General features: G+C 40.1%; 15 protein-coding genes. 14 read left to right on the top strand and 1 reads right to left on the bottom strand.

All coding sequences use genetic code 11. The features are described from left to right. The first annotated feature begins 45 nt into the window (after positions 1 to 45). From SD449_RS03850 to SD449_RS03785, 14 genes are all read left to right on the top strand, one after another. Positions 46 to 597, top strand: coding sequence for a hypothetical protein (locus SD449_RS03850; RefSeq protein WP_318308873.1), 552 nt, complete (start codon positions 46 to 48; stop codon positions 595 to 597). A 7-nt stretch (positions 598 to 604) separates the two neighbouring features. Then, entirely contained in the window at positions 605 to 970 is a 366-nt protein-coding gene (locus SD449_RS03845; RefSeq protein WP_318308872.1) for a hypothetical protein, read from the top strand. 209 nt (positions 971 to 1179) lie between these two features. Continuing rightward, a complete protein-coding gene (locus tag SD449_RS03840; RefSeq protein ID WP_318308871.1) occupies positions 1180 to 2661 on the top strand; it encodes a hypothetical protein in 1482 nt (493 codons plus the stop codon). Next, positions 2658 to 3299, top strand: a complete 642-nt coding sequence (locus SD449_RS03835; protein ID WP_318308869.1) for a hypothetical protein — start codon at positions 2658 to 2660, stop codon at positions 3297 to 3299. Before SD449_RS03840 ends, SD449_RS03835 begins: the two co-directional genes overlap by 4 nt. A gap of 36 nt (positions 3300 to 3335) precedes the next feature. Beyond that, a complete protein-coding gene (locus SD449_RS03830) occupies positions 3336 to 4403 on the top strand; it encodes a deaminase domain-containing protein (protein ID WP_318308868.1) in 1068 nt (355 codons plus the stop codon). Next, on the top strand, positions 4390 to 4641 hold the full coding sequence (locus tag SD449_RS03825; RefSeq protein WP_318308867.1) for a hypothetical protein: 252 nt from the start codon (positions 4390 to 4392) through the stop codon (positions 4639 to 4641). Before SD449_RS03830 ends, SD449_RS03825 begins: the two co-directional genes overlap by 14 nt. A gap of 35 nt (positions 4642 to 4676) precedes the next feature. After that, positions 4677 to 5021, top strand: coding sequence for a hypothetical protein (locus SD449_RS03820; RefSeq protein ID WP_318308865.1), 345 nt, complete (start codon positions 4677 to 4679; stop codon positions 5019 to 5021). 91 nt (positions 5022 to 5112) lie between these two features. After that, complete coding sequence (locus SD449_RS03815) at positions 5113 to 5904, top strand: deaminase domain-containing protein (RefSeq protein WP_318308863.1); 792 nt, start codon at positions 5113 to 5115, stop codon at positions 5902 to 5904. Beyond that, positions 5891 to 6136 (top strand): hypothetical protein, encoded by a 246-nt coding sequence (locus tag SD449_RS03810; protein WP_318308862.1) that lies wholly within the window; start codon positions 5891 to 5893, stop codon positions 6134 to 6136. Before SD449_RS03815 ends, SD449_RS03810 begins: the two co-directional genes overlap by 14 nt. Beyond that, positions 6069 to 6266 carry a deaminase domain-containing protein gene (locus SD449_RS03805; RefSeq protein WP_318308861.1) on the top strand — a complete coding sequence of 66 codons (198 nt, stop codon included), beginning with the start codon at positions 6069 to 6071 and terminating at the stop codon, positions 6264 to 6266. The genes SD449_RS03810 and SD449_RS03805 overlap by 68 nt, the downstream gene beginning before the upstream one ends. Then, entirely contained in the window at positions 6253 to 6495 is a 243-nt protein-coding gene (locus SD449_RS03800) for a hypothetical protein (protein ID WP_318308860.1), read from the top strand. Before SD449_RS03805 ends, SD449_RS03800 begins: the two co-directional genes overlap by 14 nt. 403 nt (positions 6496 to 6898) lie before the next feature. Next, positions 6899 to 11740, top strand: a complete 4842-nt coding sequence (locus SD449_RS03795; RefSeq protein WP_318308859.1) for a hypothetical protein — start codon at positions 6899 to 6901, stop codon at positions 11738 to 11740. 106 nt (positions 11741 to 11846) lie between these two features. Then, positions 11847 to 13829, top strand: coding sequence for a fibronectin type III domain-containing protein (locus SD449_RS03790; protein ID WP_318308857.1), 1983 nt, complete (start codon positions 11847 to 11849; stop codon positions 13827 to 13829). A 3-nt stretch (positions 13830 to 13832) separates the two neighbouring features. Next, a complete protein-coding gene (locus SD449_RS03785; protein WP_318308856.1) occupies positions 13833 to 17324 on the top strand; it encodes a T9SS type A sorting domain-containing protein in 3492 nt (1163 codons plus the stop codon). A 75-nt stretch (positions 17325 to 17399) separates the two neighbouring features. Here SD449_RS03785 and SD449_RS03780 read toward each other — a convergent pair whose 3' ends face one another. Next, positions 17400 to 17867, bottom strand: a complete 468-nt coding sequence (locus tag SD449_RS03780; protein ID WP_318308854.1) for a DUF4168 domain-containing protein — start codon at positions 17865 to 17867, stop codon at positions 17400 to 17402. Positions 17868 to 18027 lie beyond the last annotated feature (160 nt).

Raw genomic sequence — 18027 nt, 5'->3', positions numbered from 1 at the left:
TTGTTACCTGAGTTTGCCGGGCTGAGTTTGAAATCGTTAAAATAGTTGGATGATATCGGTAAAATCGGGGACGATATTGCCGGGTTGATCGCAAAGTGGGATAACCTCAGTATATCAGAAGTCAAGCAACTTTTTGCCAGGCTTGACGAAACCATTATAAAATCCGCATCCATAAAACAATGGGGCGCCAAAACAGCCAACCAAAATTTTAAACTGGAGTACATTACCGAATACGTGGATTTTGAAAAATATGTGCCCCCTTACAAAGTTGGAACATTTGCCGATGAGATAAACCTTGCCGAAGACGCCCTTTTTGTTAGATTGCACTACGGTAAAAATGAAGTGGGGCGATGGATGATGACCATTGAGGACTACAAGAAATTGATGGGCGATATGGAAAAACTCAAGGATGTGTATGCATTGCCCGCGGTTCCCACAAAAGCCTCCTTGGTAAAGGTGCCCAAGAGCGTGACCATCTGGAAAGGACAGGCCGCTGGGAACAAATGGGGGCAAGGAGGAGGATTACAGATTCAAATTGAAGGTTTTTCAAATTATTCTAAGGAAGCGATATATTGGTTTAAACAAATAATTAATTAAAGTGGATATGGCAAATGTGTATATAGAAGATTATAATATTATGAGAATATCTGGTTATAATATAAAATTTCCAGCAAGGATTAGACAATACATAAATTTTATTGAAAAAGATAAGATAGCCGTGATGATTGGATCAAAAAAAGAAGATTTGGAATATGAACAAAAAAAAATAATCGGAAATGTTTTTATTGCTGATTTTACAGGTATTTTATGGCAGTTTGATAAAAATACAATAGTCAATATTTGGGAAATAGATGAGAACACTTTGGGAATGTATGATGGTCAAGCAGACATTTGGGTGGATGTAAATGAATTGAAGGTAACAAGAACTATTTGGAACCCTTGGGGTCTGGACAATCCTGAAAAGTATTGAGTTTTTCCCCTCGCTGGAGCGAGCCTCTAGGCTTGTGCCGAATATGAGTAAGTGATTGTGTTAATTTTTAGATAAAAGTTCTTTGACATAACATAGAGATTAAAGATACGAGCGGGACGCTCGCACCAGCGGGGGATGAAATTTTTAAAGAGAAGGAAAAATTACTGGATGAACTGGCCGAGGCAGAAACGCTGGAAGAGCAGCAAGAGGTGATTACTAAGATAAATACCTATGAATTCTCGACCATCGCACAAGAGATAGACCAAATTGAAGGCAAGGAAAATCTACCACCTGAGTTGCAAGAGGAGCTGGACGCTCTAAAAATGGAGGGCAGCTTGGTAACCACTCAAATGTTGTCCTCACAAGAAATCGCTGACATCAAGACCGCAGATGCCAAACGTAGGGAACGGATTAGGGAGATAGCGGCAATTGCAAGAGACGGTCTAAGTAATAAGGATTTTAAAATCTATTACTGCGATAGTATCGTAAAGTTTGACAAGCACAACGACATCTTGAAAGAATGTAACAAATTAAAGTTTAGGTACAATAAAGAGGATTCTACAGCTACAAAAACTGTAGAAATGAAATTAAAGATAATCCCGAATGATGAAGGCAAGGATAGGTTTTTTCCAAGCAAGGATGGTTGGCAAAGCGTGAAATACAATGAAGACTGGGAAGTGAACTTTGATTCAATTTCTTCAGGGGAGTATTTGGCAGAACTCAAGATGAATGATACCATTTATAAACATGAGTTTAGAATGCAAAAGGAATGTGCCAGTGGTTATTGCTGTGAAGTTTGTGGTAGGAATTTGACCATTACTGTAAATAAACTAAAAAAGATATTTGAAGGCTCTAAAAGTGAAAAATTAACACCTAATACCGCAGAAATTTTCACAAAGGCGTTAAAAGGTGGTGGGTATAAAACGTGCAAACAACATGCACATTTCTTTTCCCAAATCATATTAGAGTGTAATAATTTCACCGATTTTACAGAAGGGTATTGGTTTACGTTATTAAATATATATCAAACATTTGGAAAACAAACTGAGAATAATACTCAGGAAGTGATATATTCTCAATCCTTTTGGGATGATGAAAAATACATCGATTACATCAGTTCAAATAGATGCCTACATAGGTACATTGAAAAGCCAGAGGATACAATCTCAACAAAGTACAAAGCATCTACCGACAAAATAACTAAATCAAGAGGTTCACGGTCAATTTCATTTCCTAAATCCTTTTCAAAAAGTAAAGATTCAACGGCTATCTATAATTTAAAAAGAATAAATAGTGAAACGAATGGGAAGAATTTATACAATTTGGTTTATAAAAATAAAAATGGCAACAATGAAGATGGTGATGGGTGGAAATATCGAGGACGTGGAATTATTCAACTAACAGGGCGCAAGAATTATAGAGATGCTTCTACTAAGGCAAATGAAACTTATGGAACAGCTTTTGATTGGGAAGCAAATCCAGATGAATTAGAAACGGATACCAAATCTATTATTTATTCTGCAACATCTTGGTTTTTGAACAATTTTAAACCTATTTCAATTCTGGACAATATGACATCATATGAAGTTACCAAAAAAGTAAATACTGCAAGCCACCATAAAAGTGAGAGAAAGCAAAATTATGATAGACTTACTTCAGATATTAAACTTTATAAATGCGATAAAAAATGAAATTTAAATTTATAATAACCGGAGTATTTATAGCCTGTTTTTCTTGCAATGCCCAAGAGAATCAAACTAGTAAACACTGTTATCAAAATGTTTGGGCTAAGTGGATTGAAAACGAATTACCTGAATCAATATGCATTAAAGAAAATGAGATGATTTATAGCCTCTTTAATAAATTTGATTTTAACATTGATGGAATACAAGATTTGGCCATAGAAAAGGGAGGTGACGAATTGGTTAATGGTTTACAAACAGAATTAGTTGTTTATCAAAAAGTCAATGATAGTACGTTCACCAAATTTAGAGAGCTTGATAATGTTTATCCTTTATGGTTTGAGGATTATGACCCAAGCGTAAAAGTTGGTGACCCTAAGATTGATGCTGTCAAAGAATATTATGAAGGAAACCCTTTAAGGCGGATTGAACTAGTTGATAACAGAATAGTATTGAATTTAAACGCAGATGTGGTCACAGAATGCATATTAACATATACCTATTCCAACGAAAAAGAAGATTGGTTTTTAACCGACTATGTTGAATACGATTTATATAACAATGTGAAAAAACCATATCCAACTGATAAGATAGGTACTTCTATCTCAGAGTTTTCTTATGTAGAATTTATGAATGGGGAGTATTAAGTTCTAAAGCTATAACAGGAAAAGTTCTTTGACATATTGAAATCAAAATTATCCACGGGCTTTCAGAGAAAGAAAAGAAGTCCGTGGAAGCAACAGCCATTTTTCGGGATGGGGCTATATCACCCTGCCATTCTTGGAACAGTTCAAGGAAGTCATCGATGCAGCCAACATCGCCACTGGGGGAGAGGTGGCCAAGGAGTTGGGTTCAATATTTCTCAGGACATTTTTCCCGAAACTGACATATTCCGTACTTTTACTGTTAACGGGGAGGCATCTGAGATACCTTTTATTTTTATTATAAAAGGTGTAATTGCTAAAGAAAACGAGCGCATCTTAAAACAGATGACGTTTGCTCTGGATGTGGCCTCCTTGGTCTTTGGTGCAGGGGAACTTAAACTGGCCTTGACCGAAGGAACCAGGTTGGCGAGGGCTTTTAGGATAGCCTTGGCCTCTGCGGATATCACATCGACCGCTGCAAATATTATTTGCCAAGGCTCCGAGCAAGATAGTGCTCTTTGCCAGGATTGGCAAAAGGTAGGTGCTTGGGTGCAGTTGGGTGTAGTTTCGGCCTCTGGTGCGGATTTGCTGTACCAGACGCTAAAAAAATCTTCCAAGCTACAGGACGAGGTGTTGCGGTTGGGATTGACTAATAAGGGGGATGAGTTTTTAGAGGGCTTTGTGGGTGTAGTAAGAAGAGGTAACGCAAATGAAATAGCTGATGCGACAACAAGAATAGCTAATCATAGGATGTCAATAAACAAACCATCTAGTGGAAATTTTGGTTATGTGGAAGGAAATATAAATGGAAACTCTATAGATAATAAACTTTGGAGTAGTGGTACAGCCGACCCGATTACAGAACCACAAATTTTTGATGCTACAGAAGTTGGAGGTTGGATCAGAAATACAGATTCGGAATACAAAATGCTCAATAAATTGGCCGACGACTTAGGAGGGGTTAAAGGCAACACGTATCCTAATATTACTGGAGAAATTAAAGTAATATCTGAACGAACTTATTGTACCTCCTGTCAAGGAGTTCTTCAACAGTTTAGTGAAATGTTTCCAAATTTAAAATTAATTTTAATTGATGGAGTTAGATAGAACCGAAGGTATATTGCATATAGCAACTGGAGATTACCAGTTGATTCTAGATTTAGTACATCTCTTTAATAAAGTTTATAAAGAGAATATAGTTTATAAAGAATCTATCGATATTGATGGTGTGATGTTTAGCTACATAGATGTCTCTACTATTTCCATAGACAAGATATTTTTATTTGGTTCAATGGTCGGCTCAAAAATCAGAGAATTAAGGGATAAAGGAGAAATAGACTGGTAGTTAACAAGTTAGTTGATATTAAATGATTTTTAAGAATGGAGAATTGGAAATATTTTCAACTAATAACAGCGTTTTATAGAGCTTTTTTTAATTCAATTACACAAGGAATTCCAATAGAGAGTGCAATTCATCAAGTATTCGAGGATTTTTGGTTTCTTCCAGAAGAAGAAAATATACTAAACAACTTTATATGTTTAATTCAATACATAGAAGTCAATTTTTCTTTAAATAAGGTAATCAAACCTAATTTGGTTGATTTGTTTTATTTACATATGGAAAAATTAAAACCAGTTAAATTAGATGAGTTTTTAGATGCTGAGGAAATTGAACATCTGAAAGAATCAATAAATGAAATAAAATATAAAATAAAAGCATCTTGACATTGCCCTTTGCAAGAATTGGCAAAAGGTAAGTGTTTGGGTGCAGTTGGGCTTGATCTCTGCCACCGGTGCGGATTTGCTGTACCAAACGTTGAAGAAGTCGCCCAAGCTGCAGGATGAGGTGCTGCGGTTGCTGGACGTTCTTAAGAGATTGGACTTAGATACGGCACAGCTCCAGAAGCTAAGTGATGACTTGGTGGACAAGGAATTTGCCGAGGCGATTGCGGAGAATCCTGAGCTGGTTGGGAGTTGGAAAATACTTTCAAATGGAAGCACTTCTTTAAAAAGTATCGACAATATCAATGCAGTGCATGCTTTTAGGGCAGCCAACCCACAAATTGCTGACGATGCAATACAGGCAGCCTTTGACGGGCTGAAAGCTAGTAGGAAGCAGCCTTTTATTAATGCATTGGGAAGCTGTGCGGACAATAAAAATCTGATAGGTTCGCTGAAAAAGTCGAAACTTGCCTCGGTTGACGAAATAAAAGATGCCCTAAATAAAATTAGGGATTACAGAACTGGAAAAACCGGAGGAGGAAATTATGGCTACTTGGAAGGCACTGTAAAAGGAAATGGGGTTGATAATAAAGTATGGAAGAGTGGTCCTGCTAATACTGATATTGAGCCTCAAATTTTTGATGCTATTCATGTTACGGGAAGTAATGGCACAACATGGCTTAGAAATACTGATTCAGAATATAAAATGCTGAACAAGCTAGCTGATGATTTAGGAGGCGTAAAAGGAAAGACTTATTCAGATGTGACAGGCACTTTAAAAATAGTGTCAGAGAACCCATATTGCGCCTCATGTCAGGGCATTATTCAACAGTTTAGTGAGATGTTCCCAAATATTGAAATAATATTAATCGATGGAATTAGATAAGCCTTTGGAATTTGAAATTATTACAGGAGATGATGTACTTATCAAAAAAAGTATTGAGAACTACAATAAGACATATAAGACAGATTTTGAAATTGTAAAATTTATTTATGATGAAGTTGTATTTGCAAGAATTAAAGTGACAAAATATAAAATGTCAGATATTTTTGCTCTTGGTTATCAATTTGGCTCTACTTCACAACATTTTAGGCAAAAAGGAGAAATCGACTGGTAAAAAGAGGTTTTACAGGTTCGTAAAAATAGTATCAGAGAATCCTTATTGTGCTTCTTGTCAGGGAGTGATACAACAATTCAGCAATATGTTTCCTAATATTGAAATAACATTAATAGATGGCATCAACTAAAAAACTTGATATTAAATTTATGGTTACCTACCCAGTACTTTTGGAAAAGGCAATTCAGAACCATAATAAATTCAAAGGAACAGATTTTGAAATCGTTGAAACAATTTTTGACCAAGTACCATATTGCAGGATGGTGGCCGATAATTATTCAGAGAAAGATTTATTTTCACTCGGTTACAAGTTGGCTATATTCGAGCAAAAATTTAATCAGGATAATAACCGGAAATAAGTTTGATTTTTCTGATTCACAGAAGCTTTTATTAACCCCCCGCTAGCGCGAGCGTCCCGCTCGTGCCGAGTATGAGTAAGAGATTGCCAATTATCATATCTAAAGTTCTTTGAGATACTTTAAAAATAAATAGATACGAGCGGGACACTCAAGCAAGGGGTAGCTCATTCCAAAAACAAAAGTATTTCCTGAAATGCCAAAACTGTTTTTTGGGAATTATTCCTAAAACAGGAGCTCAAAGACAACCCAAAAAGGGTTGTTTTCAATAATCCGTTGCTTCGTTTGGGGCATCCGTCAATTCAAACAGGGCATCCGTAAATCCATCCCCTCTATTTTGTAAAGTATTTCCTTACTTACTCCTCCTAGTCCGCTCGTTTTTAAAATGCTGCGGAAACAAGACTATATGAAAACCAACCTACTTGTTATATCACTGCTATGGTGTGCTACCGCATGGGCAACACCCATACCATTGGATTCGGTGACCAAGGGTAAACAACATACATACCCTTCCCATACATTATCGATAAGTCAACTTGCCTTCCCTGTAACGGATTCGACCGATGTGGCAGCTTTGATGGACCGATGGCAGCAACAGAAATCCAAAAAAGAGGAATCCAAAACCAGATTCAGAAGTTTTCCGGAACTGGAACCGGCCCATATGGACCTTCACTACGGAATGTTCGATAATGTGGCCGAGTTTTCGCCGGAGTACGTGGCCCAGCAGTTCAACGTGGACGGTGAAACACAAAAAATATTGGATGATGCCCAAAAAGTTTTTCAGATCATAGAAAATGAACAGCGTTTTATCCAAATCATAGGAGGACAGCAAGCAGTAGAGCTGCCCGTTGGAATAAAGCAGAACATTGCCCCCGATTCCGAAGATTCTTCCAACAAATCCAATTCCTACATTACCTTGGGCATCTTCCGGATGGAGTACCACCCCACCTATACCGAGGTTGATCTATTTGCAAAAGTAGAGCTTGGCGAACTCAAAACAGAGCTCATGTTCAGTGCCACCAACATACGCATCTCCAAAAACGGGGGCATATATGAGGAAGCTACACTTAATCTATTGACCGATGTTCCCGTGGGAATGGGAGGAGGGCAGTGGCTGCTCACCTTTTTGGGGGGTATTGACCCTAATGGACAGGCCAACGGCCAAACCTACATCACCATCGACTGCGAGGGGAAAGTTAGGGAATTGGGCCTAAGTGCCGATGTTCGTATTGCCAAAACCGTGGCCATTCCACTTACCGAAAATGGAGACATCAAAAATCCGGACAAAACAGCACCTGGTAGTGGGGAACATGTTGTTGGGAACGATAGTTATGTAGGGGCGGGATTCTCCATGCATACCAACAACATAAACGACCTATTGATTCAGCTCGACCTGCCGCCCTTCGAGCTAAGGGCTTTGCCCAATTGGGGCTTTAAAATGCAGAACACCGTGCTGGACTTGAGCGATACCGCCAATGCTGCCAGTATTGATTTTCCGGAACTGTACACAGCACAAAAGCTATTGGTTCCGGGGAACGAAAATTTATGGCGTGGGTTTTACGCTGAAGAAGTAAGAGTTTACCTGCCTCCGGAATTCAATAAAAATAATTCGGAGGAACGCGTCACTGTTGGTGCCCAGCACTTATTGTTGGACAATTTTGGGGTATCCGGCGATTTTTTTGCTACCAACATTATCGGTATCGATGAGGGAAATGCCAATAAATGGCAATACTCTTTGGACTCTTTGACTATTGACCTAAAGGTGAACCGTTTTATGAAAGCCGGTTTTAGCGGAAGAATCGTCTTGCCCATAAGTGATTCGGAAAGTTCTGGTGGACAATTGGGTTACTCTGGAGTCATCTCTTCCAATCAGGATTATTTTGTGAAGGTTAAGGTGGAAGAAGACGTTCCCTTCAATATTTTCAGGTCAAAAGCTAGAATCTTTAAGGAGTCTTACATCAATTTGGAGGTGGAGGACAAGAAGTTTTATCCAGAGGCCAATCTTTCCGGGATAATGGCATTCGACCCAGAACAAAATGCCCAGGTATCAGGTTCAGACGAAGAATTACTGACATTTTCAGGGCTTAAATTCCAAGATCTGCATATTCAGACCAAAGAGCGACCCTATTTGTCCATTGGATATGCCGGCTATTTGGATACCATCGCCTCTCCCACAATTGCCGGGTTTGATTTGGGTGTTTATGATGTTTCCATTGAAACCATCGGTAATGATGAAGCCAGATTGTCATTGAACAGTTACATCAATTTGGATAAATCCGGAATACATGGGGATGTAAGGGTCCATATTTTTGGCAAATTGGAGGATGGCGATTATTTAAAATGGAAATATGACACCACCGAAGTTAGTGAGGTGCAGGTGGATGTGACCCGAAAAGGATTTGAATTCAGTGGTCGATTGGCATTTTTTAGGGAGAGTGCCGTCTATGGAAAAGGTTTTGCCGGAGAGCTGGATTTATATTCCGAAAGTTTGGGAATAGAAATCGGGGCTCGGGGTTTGTTCGGAAACACGGGAGACTACCGCTACTGGTATGTAGATGCCCATGGCAGACCTACAAATTCAAGCAATCAGAATTTTACCATTTACGATATTGGGGGAGGGGTATACCACCATATGCGTAAATCCGGGCTAAACGACAATGCAGGCTCCATGTCCGGCATATATTATGCTCCTGATGATACCATTGAACTTGGATTCAAGGCATTGGCGGCTTTTGAAGTAAAAAAAGGAGTGGCTTTTACCGGATTGGCCGCTATAGAAATGAGTTTTAACTCAGGGGCAAACGGGGGCGGTTTAAGCAGATTGGGATTCTATGGTGCAGCAGCCCTTATCCAAGGGGGAGGACAATCAAGAGATCCTTTTGGCTCTGTGGATGATATGCAACAAAATGTGGCTGATAAGGAACAATCGCTTTCCAATTTCCACGAGCTTTCCATAGACCGTGAAGGCATTCAGTACTTTGCCGATCATGTGTTTCCCGAAGTACTTACCGGTAATGAACTCTTTGCCGCCCAAGTGGCCATCGATTTTGATTTCGAAAATCGCACCTACTGGGGCATGTTCGATGTTTTCTTGAATGCCGGCCCCATCAAGGGAGCAGGGGAGAAGAACAGATTGGGGTATTTGGAATTCTACAACGCTCCCGAAGATTGGTACATTTATGTGGGAACCCCATACAAACGTTTTGGATTACAGGGCATTCCCATTGGACCGCTTACGGCAAAAGTGGACCTGTATTTTATGACAGGTACCGTTCTTCCCGACCCGGCAAGGCCGCCCCAAAATGTCATCGATATTCTGAATCTCAAGGGCGATGAGCTCATATTTGGCCGCAATTTCAATCAAAATTTGGCGGAAGGTGCAGGATATGCGTTCGGCGCATCCTTCTCCGTGGGCAAAGAAATTGATTGGGGAATAGTTTATGCCAGTGTTCGTGCAGGAGTAGGTTTCGATTTGATGATGCGGGATTTTGGTGATGCACATTGTCTTGGAAAAGCAGGGCCGTTGGGCATGGATGGCTGGTATGCCACAGGGCAATTGTACGCTTTTTTGCAAGGAGAAATAGGGGCTCAGATAAAATTGTTCGGAATCCGAAAAAGGGTGTCCATTCTAAAAGCTGGACTCGCGGTTTTGGCCCAGGCCCAATTGCCAAATCCATGGTTCATTAAAGGCTATGCGGGTATCGATGTGAGGGTGTTGGGAGTGGTCAGTATTCGAACACGTCTAAAGGTAATCATTGGTGAAGAATGTGAAATTGTAGGCAAGTCCGGCTTGCAGGACATTGTCATTATTTCGGATGTCATGCCTGGAAACGGCTATACCGATGTTGATGTTTTCGATGCCGTACAAGTAGCTTTTAATGCCCCAATGGAAAGTGAACTCCTGATACAGGGTGACGAGAGCTGGAAAACCTACAGGGTGCATCTAGAGGAATTTGTCATCACAAATCAAGGGAACCCTATTCAGGGAGAATCTGAATTTAATCCAGAACAAGACCTTTTGGTGTTCAAACCTTTTGAAATTCTTCCTCCAGAAGAAGAAATATATGTAAAGGTAAAAGTCGGTTTCCAACAGAAGACGGGAAGTAATTGGATAACGGTCCGGGAAAATGGCGACCCCATCTTTGAGGAGAAGGAAATCACATTTACCACGGGCACCGCTCCAACCTATATTCCCAGAAACAACATTGAGTATATGTATCCCGTGGTGGACCAAACCTACATGCTGCCCAAGGAGAGCAATCAGGGATTTGTTCAGTTGCATTCGGGGCAGGAGTACCTTTTTGGAAACGGATATAGGGATGAACTGTACTTTTTGGACGAATCCGGGAACAAGATCAAGGCGGATTTTCAATACATCGCCTCACAAAAAAGATTGAGTTTCTCCATTCCCGATTTAGATAATGAAACAACCTACACTTATGCGCTCGTTACGTTGAATCCGAGCGATGTGGAAGAAAATTTGGTGATGACCCAAGAAGAGTTCCATCAAATTTCGGATGATTTGGAAATTTCCACCAATACCTTGGTCGGCAGTGCCAAGAGCGGGGCCTTTGTAAGTAGGTTGGATTTCTCATTTACCACAAGTAGGTACGATACATTTACTGAAAAGATGAGGTCACTTAAAATCAATCGATTCACTACCTCTTTGGATAGCTATTCACAAGAAGATCGTGGAATTGCCAATGTTGGAAGAATACATCTTAGGATGGATGACTACGAACCTTTTGGTATTGTTGACTTGATTGGAAATCAATATACGGACGACGAACCATTAATACATCCCGAAGCCCTATCCAATAATAGATACTTTAGAGATGAAATCAATCCTTTATTATATGAGGAATACCCATTGGATGGGACAATTAGGGTAAATAGAAATGAAGCCATTTGGGGAATACCGCCTAAAGGACCAATGATGGTAAGCAACACATATCTAGCTTACACAATGGACAATATGTACCCCGACTACTTAAAAAGTCACTTTCCTTATATATGGACGTTGCCAAAAGCATATTATTCCGACTACTCAAATCTTCGGATACAAATAGCGTATCGATATACAATGCCCCAAATAAGGAATTTGGAAAAATATGAAAAGTATGATTATATCATTTGGGGAAGGTTTCCATTTATAAAACGAGAAAAGTATCAGGTGAGGTTTAGGTACGTGCTTCCAAAAAACACAACAGGGAATTCATTTAAGCTAGATTATGAAAATACCTTCTAGTCAGTACAATACAAATTGCTTGGTCTGTCTTTGCGTTATGGTTTTTGTGTTTTTTCAAGTAACAGGACAAAATCTGCCAACAGATACAATTCATTCAAATATAGTGATGAGGCATAGGATGAATGAAGGCAGGGTACTTATAAGATGGGGTGCTACGGACAAAATATCGTGGCAGTCGGGAATTGATCATGGATACATCTTGGAAAGACACATCATTGAACGAGATGGGAAGCCAGTTTTAGGTGGTGAGGTAGAGATACTTTCGGGAGGGCCTATAAAACCAAAACCTTTATTGGAATGGAGAGAAATGGTTCAAAGTAATGATGTGGCCGCGATAACTGCTCAAGCTATTTATGGGGAAAGTTTTAATACAAACAGCAACGATGACAATTTATTTATGCAAGTAATCAATGAAAGCGAAGAATTAGACCAACGCTTTGCTTTTTCAATGTTTGCAGTTGATCAAGATTTTGAAGTAGCACAATATGCTGGAATGGGCTATGTTGACGCAAGCATTAAAACAAATGAAAAATATCTCTATAACATCAAATTGGCCAATGCGTCAGAAAACTTAAAAGGGGGGTACAATGGGGTACTGGTTGATCCCATTGAGGTGCACAATCTTCCTAAACCATTTGATTTTGCAGGATATTATTATAATAAAGCCTTTGTTTTGATCTGGGAATACGATTCATTACTGGATTATTATACCAGCTATGATTTAGAACGATCCAATGACGGTAAAACATTTAAAAAAATAAATGATGCCCCCATAACCAAATTGGCAGTCACTAAAGTTTCCGGTATTTCATATACGGATAGTATTCAAGAGTATGGCAAAAAGTATTGGTATCGGGTACGGGGAAGAACTTTGTTCGATGAAACCGGCCCACCTTCCGATACAACATCGGTCATTGCCTTTGAAGAACTTTTGGCGATTCCACAATTTACATCAAACAACATTATTTCAGAGAAAGAAGTGGAGTTGCAATGGGATTTTCCAAAAGATGAAGCATGGAAGTTAACCCAATTTGATGTGCTCAGAGCACCCAAGGCCATCGGCCCCTACAAAGCAGTGGCCACAGCGTTGGATAAGCAAGTAAGAAGCTTTAAATATAGTGAACTGGAGACCATCAATTACTTTAAGGTAAGGGCGTATGGAATTGCAGGAGACTACCAAGACTCTTCACCAGCTATGATTCAGCCTGTGGATTCCATTCCTCCTCATAAACCAATAGGACTTCAAGGTACAGTGGATACGCTTGGCGTGGTACAACTGGTTTGGCAACCCAATACGGAGATGGATTTGAAGGGGTACACGGTGTTGCGCGCTGACCGGAAAAACCAAGAATTCACTCGGCTGACCAAAAGAGAAGTACTGGAAACCCATTTTCAGGATACCATCAATACTAAAACCTTTACGAGTAAGGTGTATTATCAAATCGTGGCGTCCGATCTTCGTTACAATGAGTCCGAACCCTCGGACACCTTGGTCTTAGAGCGACCCAGTCGGGTGCCGCCCACTAGCCCTGTTTTTACAGCATATGAACTGTTGGGGGATACGGTTCTTTTAAAGTGGACACCAAGTTCGTCTGACAAGATTGCCAAACAAATCATATACCGGAAGCAGCTAGGGCTCCAAGATGGTCTTTGGCAACCTATTTTGGAAACCGAAGAGACTTCGTTGACAGCGTTTAAGGACCTTGAAATAGAACCCAATACCCGATATGGCTATACCATTACGGCTATAAACACAGTTGGACTGGAAAGCAGACCTTCTCCTTTGGTTGCCATTGCAACGCCGCAAACGTTGCTAAAGCCAAAAATTAAGGGATTCTATGCAGAGGTAGATAGAGAAAACAAGCATATAGCACTGAGTTGGCGCTATAACGAACCCAATGTATTGGAAATACAGATGTACAAAAAGGAAAGTGGAAATGATTACACTTTGTTTCAAACCTTTGAGCCTTCCACAAGCCAATTTATTGACAGGAAACTCATCCCAAATTCCAATTATGGATACAGTATAAAAGCGGTTTTTGTTGATGGAAGTATAAGTGAGTGGAGTGAAATTGAAGTAACCTATTGAAATATGAAAAGAAAAGTCGTGTTCATTCTGTTAGGTTTTTTATGTTCGTTGAAAATTTGTAGTCAGGAAAATGCACTGTACACAATTCGATTGAATTATGAATTTAAGGAATGGCATAATGGATGTGAAAATTGTTGGACCCATTATATATCTTATCCCAACTTAGGATTAACCAGTAGCAATGGTGGAATAATAGATGATTTTTATACCACAAACAATGAAAACTTAGAATTATCCTATTTTGAAACCCGATATTATGCCCTGGATTATCAAAACAATGATGGTTTTGCTGAAAGCTATTGTTATTCCAACAATTATCTTACAGATGAATTTACCAATGACTGGCAGACAGATTGGTGCGATGCAAGAAAGAATAGGGATGATAGATTAATTGAATACGGGGAAACAATCGAATACGGTAATGCAAACTCAGAGAGCTTGGACACTTATTCGTGGAGTCAAGCTAAAAGTTATGCCAAAAGCTGGTTATTGGCAAATGAACCGAGTACGGAACCGAATGAATCTATTTCAAAATACTATTCTGAATTATTGTTTGAAAGAGAAGGTGTACAAGTGGAAGATGGACATTGGGAATATTTGGTACAAGGGAATCCTAATTGGCAGCCTATAAACGATCCACAAATCAAAAGTCTGTTTCCCTTGAGCATCACAGCTGAGGAGTTGGATATTCTACTACCTGAAAACTTGAAGAATTTAGGAAACATTCTGTTAAGGTTTAGTATATATGCTGAGGGTTCAGGTCACTATATTAAGTTTTTTAATGCAATTCCAGCGGAAAGTGTACATTCGGAAAAACGGACAATAGGTTTTTATTCATTCGAAATAAGTCCAGAGCCCCCAGATCTTGACCAACAAATCATTCCCAACCCAGTACCCAGCCCAGTCACCTGCCCTGGAGGACTTGATGGCGGTTTTTCTATCACTTTTGACCATGCACTGACCGATGAGGAAAAAATGACAATTCTTGTTTACGAAAAGACTGGTATTGATGAATATGATAATTTTACAACTACTGAAATTATGGGGTTACAAAAGGATGATTTTGAAAATAAAACATATGTTTTTCAGAACAATGAACTACCGGCAAACACCTATGGGGTTAAATGGATTGTTGGACCTATTGATGAGGATGCCTTTCCAACTGTTGAAAGTGATTTTGTAGATATAGTTATCAATGATCCTCCAGATTTCGAGATTGACGCGAATGAAATCATAAACGTTACCTGCGAAGGTGGCAACGACGGCGAAATTGCCATAACACCCTCTGGAGGCTCCCCACCCTATACTTTTACTTGGAAGAGAAACGGGAACGATTTCGTTTTGCCCCAAGGCTCAACCAATACCCATTTGGTCAATCTGCCAGAAGGCACTTATACCTTAACCTTGACCGATAGTCACGATTGTGATTATGAGTCCCAAGAATTTGAAGTTGGTATCGAAAATACAAGCCCTCTGCTGGATGTACATCAAGTATTCCAGCCGGGCACCCCCCCGAATTATCTGCCCACGGGGTTAATAAGCATCGATAATATTATTGGGGGCAGCGGAAATTATATCCTGCATTGGGAAAAAGATGGTGATCTATTTCAGCCGCAGAACCCATACCATTTAGACCAATTGCAACCGGGAAGCTACACGCTGACCATTGAAGATGCAGTAACAGGATGCCTTACCGAGGTGGAGCCGCCAATCGAAGACATTGTGGAATTGGACCCTTTATCCGTTGAAATCACAGAAACCTTGCAAATAACCTGCGAGGGCGATGTAGGGATTCTTGAGGCTAACCCAAGCGGAGGGACCAATGGCGGGTACGAATACCTTTGGTCCACCGGGGAAACCACACAATCCATCAACGTGGGACAGGGCGAATACTCCGTAACCGTTACCGATAATGGCAACAGTGAGGTGCAGGAAGTCTATCTGTTTGATTATGTGAATCCTTTGCTCAGTGTTGAGGTCAATACAACCGATGTAGTTTGTAAGGATGAGGCCACCGGAAGCATAGAACTTGATATTTCAGGAGGTACGGGCGGGCCATATACGGTCAGCTGGTTGGATACGCAGCAAGACGGACCCATTAGAACCGATTTGGAAGCTGGCGAATACATCTATATTGTTTCAGATGGGCAATGCCAAGTAACCAATGAAAACCAACCTATTGTCATCGAAGAGCCCGAAGGTTTCTTTACGGTGGAAATGATTTCCCAAACCAATGTCTCTTTAAACGGGGAGGAGGATGGAAGTTTTGAGATTTCTTTGGACAATGGTTCGCCACCGTACACATTCAATTGGACAAAAGATGGCGAACCTTATGAACCAAAACTTGAATCTACCAATACGAATCTGGTAGGGTTGGAAGCCGGAACCTATCAGGTAGTTGTTATCGATGCGTTGGGGTGTCAAGCTACCTTGGAAACACCAATACAAATAACCGAACCTGACCCTCTTGCCATTGTTGGAACCAATACGGCCCATGTAAACTGCAAGGGAGGCTTTACAGGCTCTATTACTGCAAATGTGACGGGAATACCTCCTTTTACCTACAAATGGAATAAACAAGGCGATATCAGTTTTACCGCTTCTGACCAAAAAACAATTTCCGGTCTTTCCGCCGGCACTTACATACTTTCAGTTACCGATAATTCTGACGTGCCAGCAGTAACCCAGTTGGTTGAAATCACCGAGCCAAATCAAGAATTGACTGCGAGTGGGATACCTAATATAACAGAATGTTTTCTTGGTAACGAAGGAAATATTCAGGTTAGTGCATCAGGGGGAGCACCTCCATACATCTTCTCTATAAACAATGGCGTTGATTTTCAAGAAAATCCGTTTTTTGAAGCGTTGGAATCAGGAACCTATGAGGTAACTGTGAAGGATAGCAACCAATGTGAATACCAAACCTCGGTAATATTGGGCCAGCCAGACCAAACCAATGCAGAATTTGCAATGTCCAGCCAAATAGTGGCGGGCGAAACGGTGTTGGCAGTAGATCTCAGTTATCCAATTCCCGACGAATTGGAATGGGTGGTGCCGGAAGAAGCAATCGTGTTGCGTATGAATTCAGATGAGTTGGAGCTAGTTTTTAACCAACCTGGTGAATATGAAGTGGGAGTACAAGCTTATCGAGGTGATTGCTTATCAACAGAAACAAAGAAAATTTTGGTTTTGGAAGGCGATGGAATATCGGATGATGTTTTGGAAGAGGAAACCAATAAAAAAATAGAGTACTTTGTTATTTACCCCAATCCATCTAACGGTCAGTTCACTGTGGCTGTGGGTTTAGGGATACCTGGTGATATCAGCTTAAAAGTATTTGGATTGGCCAACAATAATTTAATTGGGCAAGAGCAGGCATTTGGTAAAGATGAATACGAAATCCCAATGGACATATCGGGTTTGCCATCGGGTTTGTACATTGTGGTTTTGGAGACACAATTTGGTAGCTCCATTCAAAAAATCATACTTATATAAAATGCCATTTCATAGCAAAAAAAATCCCGGGCCATTCGCTCGGGATTTTTTTATTTATGTACAAGAAAAAGTTGATTATTGCTGTTTTTGCTCAAGCAGTGTTCTCAAACGATTCTGTAGTTCTGTATCCCGTTGCAGTGCCATCGCAATTTTTTGATATCGGTCAAGCGTCATGCCCTCATCACTGATGATTTTTTCGATTTGCTGGGTGAAGCCCACCTGCATTTGCTGAATTTCGTTCATCAGCTTCCCAAATCTTTCTTTTTCTTCATCGCTTACATCCATGGTCTTTTCTGGGGAAGCAGCGGCTTGGTACAGTTCGTTGAACCTATTGGGCTCAAACCCACTCTCCTCAACAGTTTTCATAACTTTTTGTTGTGCCTCCATATTCACCTGTTGAATATCTGGAAAAGCAGTTGCAATTTTATTCAGTTCCGCATCGCTGACCTCCAACTGCTCCTGCGCGTTCACATGTGAGAAAGCACATGCACCTATGGTTGCTATGCAGACCACTAAAGTTTTAAAAGGATTTAAAAATCTCATTCTATTTCTATTTTTAATAAATGTTAATTTCCGAAACTACAATAATAAAAAGGGCCTGCCAAAAATTCCAGGTTAAGGTAAACTTAAAGCAATATGGCGTAAACAAAGGATTTGAGCGTTTTCTTATGTTGAAAAGGATACGGTTTTCCACTACCTTTTA

Source organism: Flagellimonas crocea (genome assembly GCF_033441595.1).
In the GTDB taxonomy this organism is placed as follows: domain Bacteria; phylum Bacteroidota; class Bacteroidia; order Flavobacteriales; family Flavobacteriaceae; genus Flagellimonas; species Flagellimonas crocea.
Note: the sequence above shows the minus strand (reverse complement) of the source record. Positions and strands in the feature narration are given on the sequence as shown.